General features: G+C 73.4%; 12 protein-coding genes. 4 read left to right on the forward strand and 8 right to left on the reverse strand.

The window, feature by feature from the left end:
- Nucleotides 1-17 precede the first annotated feature (17 nt).
- From P8A18_RS24150 to mce, 7 genes are all read right to left on the reverse strand, one after another.
- Entirely contained in the window at nt 18-893 is an 876-nt protein-coding gene (locus P8A18_RS24150) for an ABC transporter permease (protein ID WP_306057548.1), read from the reverse strand.
- On the reverse strand, nt 890-2119 hold the full coding sequence (locus tag P8A18_RS24155) for an ATP-binding cassette domain-containing protein (RefSeq protein ID WP_306057550.1): 1230 nt from the start codon (nt 2117-2119) through the stop codon (nt 890-892). Before P8A18_RS24155 ends, P8A18_RS24150 begins: the two co-directional genes overlap by 4 nt.
- A 159-nt stretch (nt 2120-2278) precedes the next feature.
- Complete coding sequence (locus P8A18_RS24160) at nt 2279-3058, reverse strand: ABC transporter permease (protein ID WP_306057552.1); 780 nt, start codon at nt 3056-3058, stop codon at nt 2279-2281.
- A gap of 2 nt (nt 3059-3060) precedes the next feature.
- The gene (locus P8A18_RS24165; RefSeq protein WP_306057553.1) at nt 3061-4041 is read right to left on the reverse strand and encodes an ABC transporter ATP-binding protein; all 981 of its coding nucleotides are present in this window, start codon (nt 4039-4041) and stop codon (nt 3061-3063) included.
- Between the two features lie 89 nt (nt 4042-4130).
- Entirely contained in the window at nt 4131-5069 is a 939-nt protein-coding gene (locus tag P8A18_RS24170; RefSeq protein ID WP_306057555.1) for a coiled-coil domain-containing protein, read from the reverse strand.
- A gap of 194 nt (nt 5070-5263) precedes the next feature.
- Nucleotides 5264-9061, reverse strand: a complete 3798-nt coding sequence (scy, locus tag P8A18_RS24175; protein WP_306057556.1) for a polarized growth protein Scy — start codon at nt 9059-9061, stop codon at nt 5264-5266.
- Nucleotides 9062-9304: 243 nt separating this feature from the next.
- Nucleotides 9305-9733 (reverse strand): methylmalonyl-CoA epimerase, encoded by a 429-nt coding sequence (gene mce / locus P8A18_RS24180; RefSeq protein WP_018550068.1) that lies wholly within the window; start codon nt 9731-9733, stop codon nt 9305-9307.
- A gap of 134 nt (nt 9734-9867) precedes the next feature.
- Here mce and P8A18_RS24185 point away from each other — a divergent pair, with 134 nt between their 5' ends.
- The 4 genes from P8A18_RS24185 (at nt 9868) to P8A18_RS24200 (ending at nt 17088) form a co-directional block, all read left to right on the forward strand.
- Nucleotides 9868-11070, forward strand: coding sequence for an acetyl-CoA C-acetyltransferase (locus P8A18_RS24185; RefSeq protein WP_306057558.1), 1203 nt, complete (start codon nt 9868-9870; stop codon nt 11068-11070).
- Between the two features lie 43 nt (nt 11071-11113).
- Complete coding sequence (gene meaB, locus P8A18_RS24190) at nt 11114-12073, forward strand: methylmalonyl Co-A mutase-associated GTPase MeaB (RefSeq protein ID WP_306057560.1); 960 nt, start codon at nt 11114-11116, stop codon at nt 12071-12073.
- Nucleotides 12074-12269: 196 nt separating this feature from the next.
- Nucleotides 12270-14738 carry a serine/threonine-protein kinase gene (locus tag P8A18_RS24195; RefSeq protein WP_306057561.1) on the forward strand — a complete coding sequence of 823 codons (2469 nt, stop codon included), beginning with the start codon at nt 12270-12272 and terminating at the stop codon, nt 14736-14738.
- A 28-nt stretch (nt 14739-14766) separates the two neighbouring features.
- A complete protein-coding gene (locus P8A18_RS24200; protein WP_306057563.1) occupies nt 14767-17088 on the forward strand; it encodes a protein kinase domain-containing protein in 2322 nt (773 codons plus the stop codon).
- Here the strand turns inward: P8A18_RS24200 and P8A18_RS24205 are convergent.
- A complete protein-coding gene (locus P8A18_RS24205; RefSeq protein WP_306057565.1) occupies nt 17055-17639 on the reverse strand; it encodes a PepSY domain-containing protein in 585 nt (194 codons plus the stop codon). The genes P8A18_RS24200 and P8A18_RS24205 overlap by 34 nt on opposite strands.
- Nucleotides 17640-17641: the final 2 nt, after the last annotated feature.

Here is a 17641-nt window from a genome sequence, read left to right on the forward strand (position 1 = left end):
CGGACAGGCCCGAGGGCTCAGACGTCGCGCCGGTTCATCGACAGGTACGCGCCGCCCATGGCCACCGCGGTCACACCGATCATGATCCACAGCGGGTCCCAGCCGGACGGGCCGCCGGACGACGTGACCGAGTTGTCGTAGAAGATGCTCAGCTGGTTGGGGATCGAGTACTCCAGCAGCTTCTCCTGGAGCGTGCGCAGCGACTCCGCGAACATGAAGATGGCCAGCACGAGCGGCAGCAGCACCACGCCGATCATGATCGTGATCGCCCCGGCCGAGTGCCGGATCAGCGCGCCGACCGCCAGCGCGAGCAGCCCCAGCGTCGCGATGTAGAGGCCGACGCCGACCGTGGCGCGCAGCCACTCCTCCCCGGTGGGCGCCGCCGCGTCCAGCACGGACGTCTGGATCAGGGCGACGATCGACGTCATCACCGTGGTGAGGACGAAGGTGAGCAGGAAGAAGACGAGCGCCTTGGCACCGAGCACCCGGCCCCGGCTCGGGCAGGCCGTCAGCGTCGTACGGATCATGCCGGTGCCGTACTCCGACGCGATCGTCATCACGCCGAGCGTGATCACGCAGATCGTGCCCAGCAGCACACCGAAGAAGCCGAGGCTCAGCACCGGGGTGCTTTCCATCTCCGAGTCGGACGCGGAGACCGCCCATGCCGTGAGCACCCCGATGACCAGCAGCAGCGCGGTCATGACGCCGAGCGTCCACATGGTCGAGCGCACGGAGCGGATCTTGGTCCACTCGGAGGCGATGGCGTCACCGAGCGTCGCGGGGCGCACCGGGATCGGCGAGCTGTAGAAGCCCTGGGGCTGCTGGTACGCCTGGGGCGGTGCGGCCTGCTGGTACGGCGCCTGCGGCGCCGGCGGCGTGGACGGCGTGGTCATCGGGGGTCCTCGCTGGTGTCGCGCTTGGTCAGGTCTGCGGGGGCCTCGGCGGGCGCCGCCGGGGCGGGAGCGGCGGCCACCGGCGCGGCGGCCGGGGCGTCCGTGGGGGCCTGCGCCGGGGCGGGAGCCTGCGCCGGGGCCGCGGGGGCCTGGGCGGCCGCGTACGGGTTCTGTCCGGGCGGCGGCGGGGCGTACCAGCCCTGCTGCGGGACATCCGCCACGGGCTGCTGCGGCGGCGGGGCGTACCCCGGCTGCTGCCCGTATCCGGCGTACGGCGGCGGCTGCTGCTGGAGGTGGGCCTTCTGGTCGGCCGTCGAGCGGTAGTCCACGGCGCCCTGCGTCATCCGCATGTACGCCTCCTCCAGCGAGGCCTGGTGCGGCGAGAGCTCCCACAGCCGGACGTCCGACTCATGGGCCAGGTCGCTGATCCGGGGCAGGGCCAGGCCGGTGACCCGCAGCGCCCCGTCCGGCTCCGGCATGACCTGGCCGCCCGCCTCGGTCAGGGTGGTGGTGAGCTTCTCGCGCTGCTCCGGCGTCTCGTCCGGGACGCGGACCCGGGCGAAGTCGGCCGAGTTGGCCGAGATGAAGTCGGTGATGCTCATGTCGGCCATCAGCTGGCCGCGGCCGATCACGATCAGGTGGTCGGCGGTGAGAGCCATCTCGCTCATCAGATGGCTGGAAACGAAGACCGTACGGCCCTCGGAAGCCAGCATCTTCATCAGGTTGCGGACCCAGAGGATGCCCTCCGGGTCGAGGCCGTTGACCGGCTCGTCGAAGAGCAGCACCTGCGGGTCGCCCAGCAGCGCGGCGGCGATGCCGAGCCGCTGGCCCATGCCCAGCGAGAAGCCCTTGGAACGCTTGCGGGCCACGCCCTGGAGGCCGACCACGCCCAGCACCTCGTCCACCCGGGCCTCCGGGATGCCGGCCAGCTGGGCCAGCGAGAGGAGGTGGTTGCGGGCGCTGCGGCCCCCGTGCACGGCCTTGGCGTCGAGCAGGGCGCCCACCTGGCGGGGCGCGTTCGGCAGATTGCGGAAATCGTGGCCACCGATGGTCACCCGGCCGGCCGTCGGCCGGTCGAGGCCGAGAATCATGCGCATGGTCGTCGACTTGCCCGACCCGTTGGGACCGAGGAATCCGGTGACGGCACCGGGCCGCACCTGGAAGGAAAGGTTGTACACGGCCGTCTTCGCGCCATAGCGCTTGGTCAGGCCGACTGCCTCGATCATGCTCCAGCCCCATCGACTTATCTGTCGTCGGGGCACAGGCCGTCCGGCCGTACGCCCCCCGTATGAGTGAGGAGGATATCCAGGCGCTGACGGTTCCGGCCAAGTCGTTACCGGGGCGAGTCCCGCGAAAGGCGGCGGGCCGGAGCCCGCCGCCCCCGGTCAGGCGTCCCGCTTCTTCAGGACGAGGAGGCCGCCGATCACCGCTGCCGCCACCCACGCGACCATGATCAGCAGTCCGGTCCACGGCCCGTACGGCGCCGGGTCGCTGTTCAGCGCGTCCGGCACCACCTGCATGATCTTGGAGCCCGCCTGGTCCGGGAAGTACCGGGCGACCGTCTTGGCGCCCGGCACGGCCGTCAGGATCTGTGAGACCAGGAAGAAGAACGGCATCAGGATGCCGAGCGACAGCATGGAGCTGCGCAGCATCGCCGCCACCCCCATGGAGAAGATCGCGATCAGCCCCATGTAGAGGCCGCCCCCGACCACCGCCCGCAGCACGTTGTCCGCGCCGATGTCCGTACGGTGGTCGCCCAGCAGCGCCTGGCCGAGGAAGAACGTGGCGAAACTGGTGGCGAGACCCACCACCAGCGCCAGCACCCCGGCGACCAGCATCTTGCCGAGCAGGAAGGTCGCACGCTGGGGCACCGCCGCCAGCGAGGTGCGGATCATGCCGGAGCTGTACTCCGTACCGACCACCAGCACCCCGAACACCACCATCGCCAGCTGGCCGAGAATCATCCCGGAGAAGCTGATGAAGGTGGGGTCGAAGGTGGCCCGCTCCTCGGGGGCGAGCTGGTCGAACTGGGAGTTCATCACCGCGCACAGCGCCGCGCCCATCGCGACGGTGACCACGAACGCCGAGATGAGCGTCCAAGTGGTGGAGGAGACCGTCCGGATCTTGGTCCATTCGGAGGTCAGGACAGCGGGGACCGAAGCCATGGTCACGCCCCCTTTCCGTTGCCGGGGCGCTGACCCCACTGGCCCCATGGCTCCTCGGGCGGTGGTGCCCCGTCCTGGCCCGAGTGCGCGTGGTACTCCACCGAGCCCGCCGTCATCTGCATGAACGCCTCCTCCAGCGAGGCCCGCTGGGCGCTCAGCTCGTGCAGCACGATCGTGTGCCGGGCGGCCAGCTCACCCATGTCCTCGGTGGTGGCGCCGTCCACCTCCAGCGCACCGTCGCCCGCCTCGGCGGCGACGATGCCCTCCTCGTGCAGCACATCGCGCAGCCGCTCCTGCTGCGGCGAGCGCAGCCGGACGTAGCTGCGGGAGTTCTCATGGATGAAGTCGGCCATCGACGTGTCGGCGAGCAGCCTGCCCTGGCCGATCACGATCAGGTGGTCGGCGGTCAGCGCCATCTCGCTCATCAGGTGCGAGGAGACGAAGATGGTCCGGCCCTGGCCCGCGAGCGTCTTCATGAGATTCCGGATCCAGTGGATGCCCTCGGGGTCCAGGCCGTTGACCGGTTCGTCGAACATGAGGATCTCGGGATCGCCCAGCAGCGCCGAGGCGATGCCGAGCCGCTGGCCCATGCCGAGCGAGAAGCCCTTGGACTTCTTCTTCGCCACCGCGGTCAGCCCGACGGTGTCCAGCACCTCCGCCACCCGGCTCTCCGGGATGCGGTTGCTCTGGGCCAGGCACAGCAGATTGTGGTACGCGCTGCGCCCGCCGTGCATCGCCTTGGCGTCCAGCAGCGCGCCGATGTACTTCAGCGGTTCGGCGAGGTCGCGGTAGTGCTTGCCGTCGATGCGCACCGAACCGCTGGTGGGGTTGTCGAGACCGAGCATCATCCGCATCGTGGTGGACTTGCCCGCCCCGTTGGGTCCCAGAAAACCCGTCACCATTCCCGGTTTGATCACGCACGACAACTGGTCGACGGCGACCTTGTGTCCGAAACGTTTGGTGAGTCCGTCAAGCTCGATCATGCGTTCACGCTAGAACGCCCGCGTGCCCGGCGCCACCACAAAGGCGGAACCGGGCACGAGGGATACGGAGCGGGTGCTTCCCGCCGGTGTCAGCGGGTCTGCTGGGCCGGAACGCCGCGGGAGGCGGGCTCCTCGTCGGCGGGGGTGCCGGCGGCGGCCACGGCGGCGCCGGTCAGCGTCGCCAGCATCTCGCGGACGTTGGTCAGCTGCGCGTTGATCGAGTCGCGGCGGTTGGTGAGGGCCGCGAGCTCGCGCTCCGACTCGCTGCGGATGCGGTCGGCCTTCGCGTTGGCGTCCGCCACGATGTCCTCGGACTGGCGCTGCGCGGTCTCCACCGTCTGACGGGCCCGGCGCTCGGCGTCCGTACGGAGCTTCTCGGCCTCCAGACGGAGCTGCTCGGCGCGGTGCTCGATCTCGGCCAGACGCTTCTCGGCCTTGGCCTGACGGGACGCGAGGTCGCGCTCCGACTGGTCGCGGCGCTTGGCGAGGTTCGTCTCGAAGTCCGCGGCGGCCTGGGCGGCCTTGGCGCGCGTCTCCTCGAAGAGGGCGTCGGCCTCCTCACGCTTCTGGGCCGCGTCCTTCTGCGCGTCCGAGCGCAGAGTGGTGGCCTCACCCTTGGCCTTGTCGACGATGCGGACGCCGTCGTCCTCGGCCTTGGCCTTGCGCTCGGCGGCGAACGTCTCGGCGTCGTTACGCACCTGCTGGGCGGCGGACTCGGCGAGCTCACGGTGCTGCTCGGCGGCGCGACGGGCCTCCTCGCGCAGGTCCTTCGCCTCCTCCTCGGCGAGACGGAGGATCTTCTCCACGCGCGCGCCGAGACCCGCGTACGACGGCTCCGCGTCGTTCACCTGGGCCTGGGCGTTCTGCGTTTCGAGGTGAAGCTCCTCGATGCGCTTTTCCAGCGATGTGATGCGGCCGAGGGCACTGTCACGGTCGGCGACGAGCTTGGTAATGCGGTCATCCACCTGACCGCGGTCGTAACCACGCCGCACGAGTTCGAAGCCGAAGGGGGAGGAAGGGTCACTCATGGGGTTCCTGTCGAAGTGAGACCGGTGAGGTGATAGAGGGAATCCTAGGGGCCGGAACGGCGTGTCATCGAGCAGATGCGCTTTTGATCTGGAGAATGACACCCCTTTTGAGTGGCTGACGCCCGGAGGACGTGCTCGGCGGATCACGGTCGGGTAGGAAAGTCCACGCGGAACCACGACGGACGGCCGGCTGACTACCCATCGGACTGCTTGCCGCCCGATCGAGTGCCCGCCGCGGCCCCGGCCTTGACGCCGCCGGGCGGTGCCGCGCCCGTGCCCTTGCCGCTCGGCGCCGGGGTCTCGAAGGACTCCAGCGCCTCCAGCACGTCCTGGACACGGGAGATCTCGGTGTTGATGTCCTCGCGCCGGCGCACCAGGACATCGAGCTCGCGCCGGCCCTCGTCCACCGTCCGCTTGGCCTCGGCCTCGGCGTCCGCCCGCAGCTTCTCCGCCTCGCGCACCAGGCTGGCCTTCTTCTGCTCGGCCTCCTTCAGCAGCGACTCGGCCCGCTTCACCGCGGCGATCCTGACCTTGCTCGCCTCCGAGTTCGCGTCCGCCAGCAGCTCCTTGGCCTTGGCCGCGGCCTCCTCGCGCTGCTCGGTCGCCGCCTTCATCAGGTTGTCGACGCGCTCGCCGGCCGTCTTCATCTGCTCGGACGTCTCGCGGCGTGCCCGGTCGTGCAGCTCCTGGATCTCGCTCTCCAGACGGGTCCTCAGCTCCTCGGCCCGCTCCCGGATCTGCGTCGCGTCCCGGCGCGCGCCGACCAGCAGCTCGTCCGCGTCCGCGCGGGCCCGCTCCACCAGCCCGTTGCCCTCGACGGTCGCCTCGGAGGTGATCCGCACGGCCTCCTTGCGCGCCGCGCCGACCATCGTGTCGGCCTGCTCCTCGGCCTCCGTGGCGGCGCGCAGCGCCTCCTCCTGGGCCTTGTTGACGAGCTGGTCCGCCTGCTCGGCCGCGTCGGCCCGGCGCTTGGACGCCGCCTCGCGCGCCTCGTCCAGCAGCCGGTCCGCCTCCTGGCGCGCCTCGGCCCGCATCTGCTCGGCCGCCGCCTCCGCGTCGGCCCGCAGCCGCTCCGACTCCTCGCGGGTCCGCGCCGCGTGCTCCTGCGCCGAACCCACGGTGGCCGCCGCCTCCGCGCGCATCCGCTCCGCTTCGCCCGCCGCCTCGTCGCCGACCCGGGCCGCCTGCCGCTCCGCGTCGGTGCGCAGCCGCTCCGCCTCCGCGGTCGCCTCGCCCACCAGCAGGTCGGCCTGGGCCGCTGCCTCGGTCCGCATCCGGTTGGCGTCCTCGCGGGCCTCCGCCCGGCTGCGCGACGCGTCCTGCTCGGCCGACGCCAGGGCGTCCGACGCCTCCGTACGCATCCGCTGGCTGTACTCGGCGGCCTCGGCGCGCAGCCGCTCGGACTCCGTGATCGCCTCGGAGACCGTACGCTCGGCCATCGCCTTCGCGGCGTCCGTCTCCTCCTGCGCCACCTCGCGGATACGGGAGGCGTCCTCGCCCGCCCGCTCCCGCTCCGTGTGCGCGTCGGCCCGGAGCCGGTCGGCCTCCTCCTGCGCCTCGGTCTTCGTCCGCTCCGCGACATGCTCCGCTGTGGAGCGCAGCCCGGCGATCTCCGCCTCGGCCTGCTCCTGGAGCCCGCTGACCGCGTCCCGCACCTGCTGGGCGGTCTGCTCGGCGGCCGCGACCAGCTCGGTGGCCCGGGTCTCCGCCTCGCCGGTCAGGCGCTGCGCCTCGGCCTGCGCCTCCTCGACCCGCTTGCGCGCGGAGGCGAGCAGTTCCTCGCTCTGCTCGCGGGCCCGCTCACGCTCCTGGTTCGCCTCGGCGCGCGCGGCGTCGAGCGTCTCCTCGGCCTCGCGCCGGCGCCGGTTCGCCTCCTCCTGGGCGGCGGCCAGCGCCTCGGCGGCCTCCGTGCCCACCCGCTCGGCGGCGGCCGCGGCCTCCGACCGCACCCGGTCGGCGGTCTCCTGCGCCTCGGTCTTCAGCCGCTCCGCCTCGGCGGCCGCCTCACCGCGCAGCCGTACGGCGACCGACTCGCCCTCCGCACGGGACTGCGAGGCGTCAGCGGCGGCCTCGTCGCGCAGCCGCTGGGCCTCGGCCTCGGCCTGCTCCCGGAGCGTCCGCAGCCGTTCCGCGGCCTCGGTGCGCAGCCGCTCGGACTCCTCGTTCGTCTCGCGCCGGATGCGCTCCGCTTCCGTACGCGCCTCGCCGAGCGCCTGCTCGGCCGCGGCGAGACGGGTCTCGGCCTCGGTGTGCAGCCGGGTCAGCTCATCGGCCGCCTCCGCCTGCCGGGCCGCGACCGCGCGCTCGGTCTCCTCGCGCAGCCCGGACGCGGCCTCCTCGGCCGCCGTCCTCGCCGCCTCCGCCTGCTCCTCGGCCTCGGTGCGCAGCCCATCGGCCTCGGCGCGGGCCCGGTCGAGCGCCTCCTCGGCCTGCTTGCGCAGGGCGGCGGCCCGCTCGGCCGCCTCGCCGCGGACCCGCTCGCTCTCGGCGGTCGCGCCGCCGCGCAGCTCCTCCGCGTCGGCCTTCGCCTTCGCGAGCAGCTCCTCGGCGGTCTTCGCGCCCTCCTCGATCTGCTGAAGGGCCTCGCGGCGGGCCTCGCCACGAATCCGCTCGCCCTCCGCGACCGCCTCGGCCCGCAGCTGCTCGGCCTCGCCGCGCAGCCGGCGCGCCTCCTCCTGGAGCTCGACCGTCTTGGCCCGGTACTCCTTGGTGTCGTCCTTGGCCGCGCCCTTGAGCTGATCGGCCTGCTCGGCCGCCTCGCCGCGCAGCCGGTCCGCCTCGGCCTCCGCCTCGCGGCGGATGCGCTCGGCCTCCTCGCCCGCGGCCCTGGTGGTCGACTTCGCGTCGTCGGACGCCTTGGTCAGCACCTCCTCGGCGGACCTGGCCGCCTTGGCGAGCTGCGCCGCGGCGTCCTCGGCCGCGGCGGTGCGGGCGGCCTCGGCGGCCTCGGCGCGCAGCCGCTCGGCCTCGGCGCGGGCGTCCGCGAGGGCCTGCTCGGCCTCCGCCTTGAGGGTCTCCGCCTCCTTGGTGGCCTCGCCGACCAGCCGGGCGATCTCCGTCTTCGCGGTACGGGTGCGCTGCTCGTTCTGCGACTCGGCGCCGGCCAGCCGCTTGACCGCGGCCTCCTTGGCCTCGGCGAGGACCTTCTCGGCCTCCAGCCTGGTTTCGCGCAGCTGGGTCTCGGCCTCCTGCATGCGCTGCTCGGCGGCCCGGTTCAGCTCGGTGGTCTGCTGCCGTGTCTGCTCGGTCTCGGTGGTCGTCGTCAGCCGCAGCTGCTCGGCGTGGCTGGTGGCCTCCTGGGCCTGTCCGGCCGCGACGCTGAGCATCCGCTCGGCGTCCTTGCGGGCCCGCAGCAGGATCGACTCCGCCTCGGCGCGGGCGGATTCGGCCTCCGAACCGACCCGCTGCCGCGTCTCGTCGGCCAGCCGGGCGGCCTCGGCGCGGGCGGCGGCGAGCGCCTGCTCGGCCTCGGCCCTGGACTCCTCCAGCAGGCGGCGGGCCTGCGACTCGGTCCTGGCCCGCAACTGCTCGGCCCATGCGACGTTCTCGTTGACGTGGGACTCGACGGTCTGGCGGCGCTCGGCCAGCTCCCGGTCCAGCTGCTGGCGGCGCTGCACCGCCTCGTTGTGCAGCTCGGCCTGGAGCCGGGCCTGGTGCTCCGCGTGCTCCTGGAGGATGCGCTGCGTCTGGGCGCGGGCGTCGCGCAGCTCGCGCTCGGCGTCGGTACGCAGCTGCTCGGCCTGGATCTGGGCGTTACGGAGCATCTGCTCCGCCTGGTAGCCGATGTCCGCGCTGTCGTAGGCGGGACGGGTCGCCAGACTGCGCCGTGCCTCGTGCAGCTTGGCGCGCAAGACCTCGACCTGGTAACCGAGGTCCTCGGCGTGCTGTACGGCCTTCTCCCGGTCGGTCTTCAGCCGTTCCATCTCGGCCTCGAACCGCGAGAGATGGTCGTCTTCAGCCCGGTGGCTCTCCTGGCGTTCGTAGCCCCGCACTGCGCGGTCCCATCCTTCCCCGAGCTCTCAACTCTTTCCCCGCGCTCTCAACTTCGTTCGAGCAGGGGATGTCCCACTGAGCAGGGGAGACCCCAACCCCGGTCGCGCACGCCGAACGAGTACCGTCCGCCGGTGAACGGCCCCCCGGGGAATGGTGACAGATCAACGGCCCAGGACGCGCCGCGGCCCCGATCCGGCCCCGGCCCGGAAAAGCCCACTCTACCGGGCCGGGTCTGCCTCGGGTCAGTGCTCCGTCTTTGCCGTGACCAGTTCGGTGAGGACGCCGTGGCAGTCCTTGGGGTGCAGGAAGGTGATCCGGGAGCCCATCGACCCCGTCCTGGGCTCGTCGTACAGCACCCTGACCCCCTTTTCCCGGATGTCCGCGGCGTCGGCGTCGACATCGGCCGTACCGAAGGCGATGTGGTGGACGCCCTCCCCGTTCTTGGCCAGCCATTTGCCCACGGCGGAGTCCTCGCGGGTCGGTTCGAGGAGCTGGAGGTAGGAGGCGCCGCCGTCGGACGTATCGTTGATCTTGAGCATGGCCTCCCGCACGCCCTGCTCCTCGTTGACCTCGGAGTGGAAGACCTCGAACCCGTAGGTCGAGCGGTAGAACTCGACGGTCTTGTCGAGGTCGAAACAGGCGATCCCGATGTGGTCGATTCGCGTCAGCATGGGACCAGTGCAGCGCGCGGCGGGTGGTTACGCAACGTGCGCGCGATCACACTCGCGGCCGGATGACGGGGGCGGGGCCGCTCAGTACATTCAAGTAAACCCTCGTTCACATCTATTCCAAGGGGCTGTGCCTCATGTCAGGAACGACCGGTACCACTTCCGTGATCGTCGCGGGCGCCCGGACGCCCATGGGCCGGCTCCTCGGCTCCCTCAAGAGTTTCTCCGGGGCCGACCTCGGCGGCTTCGCCATCAAGGCGGCGCTGGACCGGGCCGGCATCGGCGGCGACCAGGTCGAGTACGTGATCATGGGCCAGGTGCTCCAGGCCGGCGCCGGCCAGATCCCGGCCCGCCAGGCGGCGGTCAAGGCCGGTATCCCTCTGAGCGTCCCGGCCCTCACCGTCAACAAGGTGTGCCTCTCCGGGCTCGACGCCATCGCTCTGGCCGACCAGCTGATCCGCGCCGGTGAGTTCGACGTCGTCGTGGCCGGCGGCCAGGAGTCCATGACGAACGCCCCGCACCTGCTCCCGAAGTCCCGTGAGGGCTACAAGTACGGCGCGATCGAGATGCTCGACTCCATGGCGTACGACGGACTGACCGACGCCTACGAGAACATCCCGATGGGCGAGTCCACCGAGAAGCACAACACCCGCCTCGGCCTGGACCGCGCCGCCCAGGACGAGATCGGCGCCCTGTCCCACCAGCGCGCCGCCGCGGCCCAGAAGAACGGCCTGTTCGAGGCCGAGATCACCCCGGTCGAGATCCCGCAGCGCAAGGGCGACCCGGTCCTCTTCTCGAAGGACGAGGGCATCCGCCCCGAGACGACCACCGAGTCCCTCGGCAAGCTGCGCCCGGCCTTCGCCAAGGACGGCACGATCACGGCGGGCACCTCCTCGCAGATCTCCGACGGCGCCGCCGCGGTCGTCGTCATGAGCAGGGCCAAGGCCGAGGAGCTGGGCCTGGAGTGGATCGCCGAGATCGGCGCCCACGGCAATGTGGCGGGCCCGGACAACTCGCTCCAGTCGCAGCCGTCCAACGCGATCCGGCACGCCGTGAAGAAGGAGGGCATCGGCGTCGAGGACCTCGACGTCATCGAGATCAACGAGGCGTTCGCGGCCGTCGCCGTCCAGTCCATGAAGGACCTCGGCGTCACCTCGGAGAAGGTCAACGTCAACGGCGGCGCCATCGCGCTCGGCCACCCGATCGGCATGTCCGGCGCCCGGGTGGTGCTGCACCTGGCGCTGGAGCTCAAGCGGCGCGGCGGCGGCATCGGGGCCGCGGCCCTGTGCGGCGGCGGCGGCCAGGGCGACGCGCTGATCCTGCGCGTCCCGGGCAAGTAGTACGCAGAACACGCGGAACAGGCAGCGAGGAGACGGAGCGGTGATGGTGGATGTCCCCACCCTGGTGGAGCAGGCCCGTGCGGGCAGGCCGCGGGCCGTGGCGCGGCTCGTCTCGCTGGTGGAGGGGGCCTCGCCGCAGCTGCGCGAGGTGATGGCGGCCCTGGCACCGCTGGCCGGCAACGCCTACGTCGTCGGCCTGACCGGTTCGCCGGGTGTCGGCAAGTCGACATCGACGTCGGCGCTCGTCTCCGCCTACCGGCGGCAGGGCAAGCGGGTCGCTGTCCTCGCCGTCGACCCGTCCTCGCCGTTCTCCGGCGGGGCCCTGCTCGGCGACCGGGTCCGGATGTCGGACCACGCCTCCGACCCGGGCGTCTACATCCGCTCCATGGCGACCCGCGGCCACCTCGGCGGCCTCGCCTGGGCGGCGCCGCAGGCGATCAGGGTGCTGGACGCGTCGGGCTTCGACGTCGTCCTGGTGGAGACGGTGGGCGTCGGCCAGTCCGAGGTGGAGATCGCCTCCCAGGCCGACACCTCGGTCGTCCTGCTCGCCCCCGGCATGGGCGACGGCATCCAGGCGGCCAAGGCCGGAATCCTGGAGATCGGCGATGTGTACGTGGTGAACAAGGCCGACCGGGACGGGGCGGACGCCACCGCCCGCGAGCTCAACCACATGCTGGGCCTCGGGGAGTCCCGGGGCCCCGGCGACTGGCGGCCGCCGATCGTGAAGACGGTCGCCGCCCGGGGCGAGGGCATCGACGAGGTGGTCGAGGCCCTGGAGAAACACCGGGCGTGGATGGAGGAGCGCGGGGTCCTCGGCGAGCGGCGCGCGGCCCGCGCCGCCCGCGAGGTCGAGACGATCACGGTCACCCGGCTCCGTGAGCGCATCGGCAGCCTGCACGGCGACCGCCGTCTCGGCGCGCTGGCCGAGCGCATCGTGGCCGGCGGCCTCGACCCGTACGCGGCGGCCGACGAGCTGGTGGCGGAGCTGACCGGCGAGGGCTGACGGGCGAGGGCCGACGGTCCCTCTTCGGGCGCGGCGTGCGGGCCGCGCCCGAAGGGGGACCTTTCTTGTCGGCAATCGCTGACGTAGCGTCAGTTACCGGCGTGGGCCGCGGTGTTCGCGTACGTACCCCTCTTCCGGCCGGCCGTGGCAGGATTGCCGGCGGCCACGTGTCATGCGCACCAGGGGGGAGTGGCACATGCTCGGTCCGCTCAGGGACGACTCGCCCAGGGCGATCGGTCCGTACGCGATCAGGGCCCGGCTGGGTGCGGGCGGCATGGGTGAGGTCTTCCTCGGCGACCGGGGCGACGGCACCGGACCCGCCGCCGTCAAGACCGTCCGCCGCGACGTGGCCCAGGACCCCGGCTTCCGCAGCCGCTTCCGCCGCGAGATCTCCGTAGCCCGGTCCGTCACCGGACCCCACCTCGCCCCGCTGCTCGACGGGGACGCCGACGCCGAGGTGCCCTGGCTCGCCACCGCGTATGTGGCCGGGCCGACGCTGTCCGCCGCCGTGCGCGGGGCGGGCGCCATGGACGAGACCGAGGTGCGGATGCTGGGCGCCGGGATCGCCCGCGCCCTGGCGGCCGTCCACGCGGCGGGGATCGTCCACCGCGACGTGAAACCGGGCAACGTCATGCTCGCCGCCGACGGGCCGCGCCTCATCGACTTCGGCATCGCCCGGGACGCCGGCGCCACCCCGCTCACCACCACCAGCCGGATGGTCGGCAGCCCCGCCTTCATGTCCCCCGAGCACGTCGCGGGCAGCGGACGCGTCGTCCCGGCCTCGGACATCTTCTGCCTCGCCTCGCTGCTCTGCTTCGCCGCCACCGGGCACGACCCGTTCGGGGACGGTCCGGTGGCCGCCGTCCTCTACCGCGTGAAGTACGTCGAGGCCGACCTCGACGACGTGCCGGACGCGCTGCGCGCGGTCCTGGAGAGGTGCCTGACCGCCGACCCGGCCGCCCGCCCCACCGCCGCCGAACTCGCCGGCCACCTCGCGCCCGGCGCCGCCGCCGACTGGCCCGCCCCGGTCGCCGGACAGATCGCGGAGTACGGGCGGGAACTGGCCCGGGTCGGCGCGCTGGACGGGCCCCTGCTGCCGGGCTACACGCCGACCGAGGCGGTTGCGGGGCGCCCGGCGGGGCCCCACCAACCGCCCGCCCGGGGCGCGGACTCCACCCCCGGCCTGCACCTCGCACCCACCCAGGGCCCCGGCCTCCCCGCCCCCGCCCGCCGCCCGAGGCGCGCCCTGGGCGCCGCCCTCGCCGCACTGATCCTGCTGGGCGCGGCGACGGGCGGGTACCTGGCCTGGCGCGACCGTGCCTCGCCGGGCAAGGGGGACGGCGCGGAGGCGGCCACCATGGTGGCGGGCGTGGGCGGGAACGGGGGGCCGGACGCCTCGGGCACCATCGAGTACGGCCGCGACGTGCGTCCCGCCGGCTGGAAGAAGTCCTGGCAGGGAAAGTTCGGCGGGCTCCCGCTCGGCTGCTCGGCAGGGCGGGACGTGCTGGTCTGCCGGCTCGTCGACGGCACGTACGAGGCCCTGTCGGCGGGCGACGGGCACCGGATGTGGACGTTCGACTCCGGAGCGGAGCTGGGCGGCCGGGGGGCGGGCTGGGGGCCGAGCGGCGCGTTCTTCATGCCGGCCGGGGCGACCCTGCCCACCGTCTACGACGACACCGTCGTGCTGGCCGCGGGCGGCCGCCTCCACGCGCTGGACGCCCGGACGGGGAAGGGGCGCTGGGAGAGCAGGGCGGGCGCGGCGCTCGCCCTGGAGAGCGCGCCGCTCGTCGTGGGCGACATGGTCCTCGCCGCCGCTTCCGGGTCCGGCTCAGGATCCGCGGGGTCCGAACTCGCCGGGTTCGACCGGGCGACGGGCGCCGAGAAGTGGCGGCGGCCGCTGGCTCCGGACGACATAGCCATGGCGCAGAAGTCCAACTTCTGGCCCCTGGCCACCGATGGTGAGGTCGCCTATGCCATGGGCCTGGCCGGCCCGAAGGCGTTCCGGCCCGAGGACGGCAGCCCGGTGGGCTCGGCCGGCGGCAAGGACGAGAAGTCCGTGAACGCCGTGTGCTGGGGGATGCGCGTGCGGGGCGCGTCCGCGTTCTGCACGAAGGACGTACACAACGATGATCCTTCGGGCTTCGGCGACGACCTGGTCGTCCTGCGGTACACCGCCGGTGACCTCAAGGCGCGGGGGGAGGTGCGGGTGGACTCCGGGCTGGTGGCCGGAGCGGCGCTGACCGCGCTCGACGACCGGGTGGTCGTGCTGCTCAGGGGCGACGAGTACGTCGAGAGCGTGCCCGACGAGATCGTCGTCGTCGGGCAGGCGGACGGCCGGACGCTCGGCCGGTTCCCGATGAAGGTCCATCCCGAGGAGGGGATGAGCAACCCGGTCTCCAGTCCGCTGATCGTCGCCGACACCCTGGTCTGGGCGGACACCGCGACGCTGTACACGGTCGCCCTGCACCCCGACGGCACCCTCGGCCCGCTGCGCGGGACCGCGGTCCCCGGGGCCCCGGGCCCGAGCAGGCCCCCCGAGTACGAACGCGCCAATGGCATCGAGCTGGGCCAGGAAGTGCTCGCCCCCCAGGTACTGCCCGTCGGCGGGGTCGTGCACATCGTCTACGACGACGGCACCACGGTCTCCGTACCGCTGCCCGAATGACCCCCGCACGGACCGAGGAGAGCGCACAGTGATCCAGCCGCTGCCGGCCGGACGGGCCCGGCTGGTCGGGCCCTACCAACTGCTCGGGCTGCTCGGCGCGGGTGGCATGGGCGAGGTCTACCTGGCGGGGCCCGCCGGAGGCGCGCGGGCCGCCGGCGGGCTGGTCGCGCTGAAGACGATCCGGCCCGACCTGGACCTCGACGACGGCTTCCGGGTCCGCTTCCGCCGCGAGATCGCCGCCGCCGGGGCCGTACGCAGCCCGCACACCGCCGGCCTCGTGGGCGGCGACGCGAACGGCCGGCTGCCGTGGCTCGCGACCGAGTACGTGCCGGGCCCCTCGCTCGCCGAGGCGGTGGCCCGTAGCGGCCCGCTCCCCGAACCCGTGGTCCGGGCCCTGGGCGCCGGGCTCGCCCTGGCCCTCGCCGACATGCACGCCGTGCGTGTCCTGCACCGTGACCTCAAGCCCGGCAACGTGCTCCTGGGCCCCGACGGCCCCAAGGTCATCGACTTCGGGATCGCCCAGGCCTTCGACGCCACCCAGCTGACCCGTACCGGTGTCGTGGTCGGCAGCCCCGGCTACATCTCGCCCGAGCACGTCAACGGCTCACGCTCCCTCGTGCCCGCCTCCGACGTGTTCTGCCTGGGCGCGGTGCTGGCGTTCGCGGCGACGGGCCGGGGGCCGTTCGACGACTCGGACATGGCGGCCGTCATCTACCGGATCTCCCGGGGCGAGGCCGAACTCTCCGGCGTACCGGACGGGTTGAGGGACGTGATCGAGTCCTGCCTGCGCAGCGACCCCGCGGCCAGGCCCACCCCCCGGCGGCTGGCGGACCTGCTCCTGCCGGACGGCCCGGCTCCCGGCGCCTTCCCCTGGACCGACGCGGTGCGCGGTCAGCTCGCCGCCCACGCGGCGGCGGCCGACGCCTGCGCGCGGGCGTCGGCACCCGCGTATCCGCCCCACCGGCCGGCGTACGCCCCGACGCCCGCCGTGCCCGTGCGGGTGCCGGGCGAGCGCCCCGGCAGCAGGTCGCTGTGGACCGGGCTCGCGGCGGCGGCCGCGGTGGTGTGCCTCGCCCTGGTGGCGGTGCTGCTGCCGGGGCTCCTCGACCGGGGCGACGAGAAGAACGACGCCGGCGCGTCCGGCGGCCGGCGGTCGGCCGCATCCGCCACGGACGCGGCCGGAGTCCGGTCCGGGGCCGCCGTCTTCCCGGGCGCGGACCCCGGCCGTACCGGCGACTTCGGGGCGGCCGCCGCCGATGTCTCCACCCGGCCGAAGGACTGGAAGGCGTGGCACACCCAGGTCGCCGACGGCCCGGTGGAGTGCGCGCTCGCGGGCGCCTCCCTGGTGTGCGCCGACGCGCGCCGGATCACCGCGCTGGACGCGGCGGACGGCAAGCGGCGCTGGCGTGGCCCGCAGACGACGGCCGGGTCCGCGCCTGCCTCCGTGGGCGCCGTACTCGACACCACCGTCTACGCCTTCGAGGGCAACGCCCTGGTGGCGCGCGACCTGTCCGACGGCAAGGAGCAATGGCGCGAACGGCTTCCGGCCGGCACCCGGGTGGCCGACTCCGCGCAGTCCGGCGACGTCCTCTACTACGCCGTGAAGGCCACCGGCTCCGGCACCGGCCGGCTGATCGCCCAGCGGCTGACCGGCCAGCACGCGCAGGCGTGGGACACGGCCTGGCAGGAGCCGGCGGACGAGGCCGAACTGCTCTTCGCCGACGGCCGTCTCGTCGCGGTCGGTGCGGCCGTCACCGTCCTGAACAGCGCGGACGGCGCACGCCAGCCGGGTGTGCCGGCGGGCGGCCTCACCTGCCGTACACCGGTCCTGAAGGGGACGCAGCTGCTCTGTTCGGGCTCCGACGGCCTGACGGTCGTGAACGTGACGGACCCGGACAGGCGCCGCACCGAAGCCCCCGGCGTGGACATCGCCTACCGCCCCACGGTCTCGCGGGACGGCATCGTCGTGGCGAGCAGCACGAGCCAGGTGTACGCGTTCGGCCTGGCCGACGGGCAGCTGCGCTGGGTGACGTGCGACTGCGGGGACGGGCTGGAGACGGAGGGCGTGCCGTTCGTCGTCGGTGACCACGCCGTCGTCGTGGAGGGATACGGGCCCGGAGCCATCCCGCTGAACGCCGAGGGCACTCCGCGGCCCACGAGCCCCGGGCTGATCAAGGACTGGCCGGGCGAGCCCGGAGACCCGCTCGACCCGGCGTCCGTCTCGGTCATCGCCGCGGGCGACGCGCTGTTCATGAGCTTCGAGGACGGGACGGTCGGTCCTCTCCGCCTACGCTCCCTGACGACCCGGGCCGGCGCTCAGTCGTCGTCCCGGTCGTCCCCGTCGTCGTAGCCGTCCGCCGTGACGCCACCCGTCCTCGCGTCCACGTTCAGCTCGTGCTCCCTGCCGTCCTTGCCGCGCACGTCCACCTCCCAGTGCGCCGCGCCGCCGCGCCCGCCCTCCAGCTCCACCGACGTCACCGTGCCGGGGGCCGACTTCAGCGCGGTGGCCACCGCCTCGTCCAGCGTGACGGAGGTCTTCCGGGGCGCGCGCCGGTCGCCGTCGTCGTCGTGGTCGATGTGCTTGCCGAGCACCTTGCCGTTGCCCGCGTCCACCGTCACGTCGTGCCACGCCCGGTCGGAGCCGTACACATCGAGCTCCCAGACGAGCCCGCCGTTCTCGTGGTCGAGTTCCGCCTCGGTCACCGTCCCCGGGACGGCCCGCAGACCGGCCGCGACCGCGTCGCCGACCGTGACCCGGGCGGTGACACCGCTCGCGGCGCGGCCGCTGCGGCCGCCGTCGTCGTCGTGGCCGTCCCCGTCGGTGAGGGCGACCGCCGTGGCGGCCGTGCCGCCGGCGAGCACGGCCGCGGCGACGGCGGCGATGACGATCTTGCGCTTCATGA

The organism is Streptomyces sp. Mut1, assembly GCF_030719295.1.
GTDB lineage: Bacteria > Actinomycetota > Actinomycetes > Streptomycetales > Streptomycetaceae > Streptomyces > Streptomyces castrisilvae.

Coding starts and splice junctions, on each gene's coding strand:
- meaB (WP_306057560.1), top strand. CDS start 11,114: ATGGTGGATGTCCCCACCCTGGTGGAGCAGGCCCGTGCGGGCAGGCCG.
- P8A18_RS24165 (WP_306057553.1), bottom strand. CDS start 4,041: ATGATCGAGCTTGACGGACTCACCAAACGTTTCGGACACAAGGTCGCC.
- P8A18_RS24170 (WP_306057555.1), bottom strand. CDS start 5,069: ATGAGTGACCCTTCCTCCCCCTTCGGCTTCGAACTCGTGCGGCGTGGT.
- P8A18_RS24195 (WP_306057561.1), top strand. CDS start 12,270: ATGCTCGGTCCGCTCAGGGACGACTCGCCCAGGGCGATCGGTCCGTAC.
- P8A18_RS24155 (WP_306057550.1), bottom strand. CDS start 2,119: ATGATCGAGGCAGTCGGCCTGACCAAGCGCTATGGCGCGAAGACGGCC.
- P8A18_RS24185 (WP_306057558.1), top strand. CDS start 9,868: ATGTCAGGAACGACCGGTACCACTTCCGTGATCGTCGCGGGCGCCCGG.
- P8A18_RS24160 (WP_306057552.1), bottom strand. CDS start 3,058: ATGGCTTCGGTCCCCGCTGTCCTGACCTCCGAATGGACCAAGATCCGG.
- P8A18_RS24205 (WP_306057565.1), bottom strand. CDS start 17,639: ATGAAGCGCAAGATCGTCATCGCCGCCGTCGCCGCGGCCGTGCTCGCC.
- mce (WP_018550068.1), bottom strand. CDS start 9,733: ATGCTGACGCGAATCGACCACATCGGGATCGCCTGTTTCGACCTCGAC.
- P8A18_RS24150 (WP_306057548.1), bottom strand. CDS start 893: ATGACCACGCCGTCCACGCCGCCGGCGCCGCAGGCGCCGTACCAGCAG.